The sequence below is a fragment of the Streptomyces sp. SBT349 genome (assembly GCF_001083795.1).
Lineage (GTDB): Bacteria > Actinomycetota > Actinomycetes > Streptomycetales > Streptomycetaceae > Streptomyces.
The window spans coordinates 1-2,811 of the sequence record NZ_LAVK01000566.1; the positions used below are offsets into that span (position 1 = coordinate 1).

Sequence of the window (2,811 nt, forward strand, 5' to 3'; positions counted from 1 at the left end):
GGGTGAGGGGAGCCGCGCGGATGGTGTGGCCGTCCGCGGTCAGGCAGCGGCCGGTGGGGAGGTCGTAGCGCCAGCCGTGCAGGGCGCAGGTGAGCACCTCGCCCTCGATGCTTCCGAACCGGCCGAGGTCGGCCCCCAGATGGGGGCAGCGGCGCTGGATGCGCCAGCCGTCGGTCTCGATGTCCTCGTCGTCGTCCTCGCACGAGTCGTAGTAGTTCTCCACGTACTCGACGCGCTCCATGGACAGGCACTTGAGGAACACGTACAGGAACTCGTTGTACGGCCCGATCCTGCTGGCGGTGAAGCGCAGCGACAGCAGCAGGCTGTTGGACCAGTCGACCTCGCGGCCGGCGATGTTGGTGGCCACCAGGTCGCCGGTGGTGGACAGCGTGTAGCGGCAGCGTTCCCCGTCCCAGGGCCGGACCTGCCGGGCCGGGAAGTCGATCACGAGGGAGACGTCGTCCACGTTCAGCCGTACCGGGGCGCCGATCCCCGCGCAGATCCGGTCGGCGCGCGCCATCAGCGGTTCCCACCAGCTCTTCAGCTCGGCCACCAGGCGCTCGGGCGGCAGCGCGGGGGCGCGGGAGGCGCGCTCGGCGGCGAGCGTGGCCCGCTGTCCGCGGGCGAAGTCCCGCAGGTACTCCCGCTTGTTGCCGAACATGTGGTCGATCTCGCTCTGGGTGTAGCGGTGGCTGGGCTTGCAGGAGGCGTCCTGGGACTCCACCACCGTTCCCGGCAGCAGCAGGTGCGCCGATACGCTGGGCCGCGCTTCGGCGAGCTGTTCGAGGAACTCCCGCTGGTCGACGAAGATGCTCTCGCCGTCGCGGCCGGTCCCGTTGAACTCGAAGAGCTCGTCGTCGAGGAAGCACGGCGGGCCCGCGTTGGGGAAGACGTGCGCCGCCTGCACCGCGTCGATGTACCGCAGCGCGCGGTCGAACTGGCCCTTGCGCTTGCGGGCGGCGAACTCCCGCTTCGCGGCGTCCGGCAGCTGGTAGACCATCGGGTACCAGATCGCCCCCGAGAACTGCATGAAGTAGGCGTCGACCTCGCCGAACTCGCGGATGGCCGGGATGGCCAGCGGGTGCGCGTCGTTCTGGTTGAGCAGCACGGTCTCGCCGTCGTCGAGCGACAGCGCGGAGTCGCCGATGGGGCCGTCGCCCGGACCCGTCAGGGCGGTGATCATGATGCGCAGGCCGTCGCGCTCGACGGGGGTCCCGTCCTGGGTGTGGAGGAAGTCCGTGAACCCGAGTCCGCGCAGCTCGCGCTCCAGCTCGTCGGTGGCGAAGGCGGGCAGCAGCACGGTGACGTCCTTGCGCACGTTCCGGCGCAGGTTCTCGGCGTCGAAGTGGTCCCGGTGCAGATGGGAGACGTAGAGGTAGTTCGCCGCCCTGCCGTAGTGCGCCCAGTCCAGATCCGTGTTGTCGGGGAACGGGAACCATGAGCCGAAGAAGGCCGGATTGACCCAGGGATCGCACAGTACCGATCCCGCGGCGGTCTCAATGAACAGCCCCGCATGCCCAAGGCCGGTCACGCGCATACTGAAGCACCTCACACCTGTTTGTCGGATATGTAAGACAAACGAAGTGTGTCCCTCTCTCTCCGGGATGCGCATCCGAAGGTGCGCCTGGTGGGTGATCAAGGTCCGCCGGGCGGGTGGGGCGGCCCGCTGCGGCCCGGTCCGGCCCGGCGCGGCACGGCGCTTCGGGGTGCGCCGTGCCGTGCCGGGCCGCCGCTCGGTCCCGGCCGGGTCAGCCGGCGCCGATGGAGGCGGCGAGCATCGGGAGGGCGCCGGAGAGGGCGCGGGTCCAGTAGGGCCAGGTGTGGGTGCCGGGGCCGTAGAGGTCGGCGGTGACGTTCAGCCCGTGGGCGCGGGCGCGCGCGACATAGTCGTGCGCCATCGTCCCGAGCGTGGCCTCCAGGCTGTCCGGGCCGCGGTCCGGCGGGTCGAGGGGGCCCGGAGTGCCGTCTCCCGCGCTGATGAACACCGGGAATCCGCGCGGCAGCCGGGGCAGCAGCTCGTAGGGGTCGTGCTCGGCCCAGACCGCGGCCTGGGCGGTCGGGTCACCCCAGAGCCCGGCGGGGTCGAGGCCCTGGCCCCTGACGATGTTCTGGACGACGGCGGGGGAGGCGTGGGTGCGGACGACGCCGCTGAAGGAGGCGGCCGAACGGAACAACGACGGGTTGCGGCTCGCGTACACCAGCGCGCCCATCCCGCCCATGGACAGCCCGGCGGCGGCGCGTTCACCGTTGGCGCGCACCCGCCGTTCCATGATCCTCCGCAGCTCGGTGAGATGGAACCTCTCCCAGGCCGGAGGGCCGTACCGACCGCCGTTCCACCAGTCGGAGTAGAAGCCGGCGGGGCCGCCGTCGGGGCAGACGACCAGCAGGGGCCGGTCCCCGACGATCTCCTCCAGGCCCGCGCCGGGCCAGGCGTGCCAGCCGGTGGGGCCGCCGCAGCAGCCGTGGAGGAGGTAGAGGGCGGGCCACCGGCGGGCGGGTTCGGCGTCCCAGCCCGGCGGCAGCAGGACCCGGGCGTGGCCCGCCCCGCCCAGGGCGGGCGAGTCGATGGTGAGGTCCAGGTAGCGCTCGCTGACGCGCGTGGCGGAGACGAGCCGCGCCCTGGCCGTCGGCGCCTCGGGGCCGGAACGGGCCCGCGCCCCGGCGGTGGCGGGGGCCAGCGCCAGGAGTCCGGCGCCGGCGAGGGTCGCGGCGGCCCGTCTTCTGCTCGGCGTCGACGGCGGCTCGGCGGGCGGGCCCGCGGGGGAGGAGGAAGGAAGCGTCGGCACGGGGGAACTCCCTGATGGGTGGGGG

Annotated in this window: 2 protein-coding genes; both read right to left on the reverse strand. The window is 72.7% G+C overall.

The window, feature by feature from the left end:
* Window positions 1–1,537 (reverse strand): Rieske 2Fe-2S domain-containing protein (locus ADY01_RS34635; RefSeq protein ID WP_049580759.1); only part of this gene is annotated, 1,537 nt, incomplete at its 3' end.
* Between the two features lie 211 nt (window positions 1,538–1,748).
* Entirely contained in the window at window positions 1,749–2,786 is a 1,038-nt protein-coding gene (locus tag ADY01_RS34640; RefSeq protein ID WP_049580760.1) for an alpha/beta hydrolase, read from the reverse strand.
* Window positions 2,787–2,811: the final 25 nt, after the last annotated feature.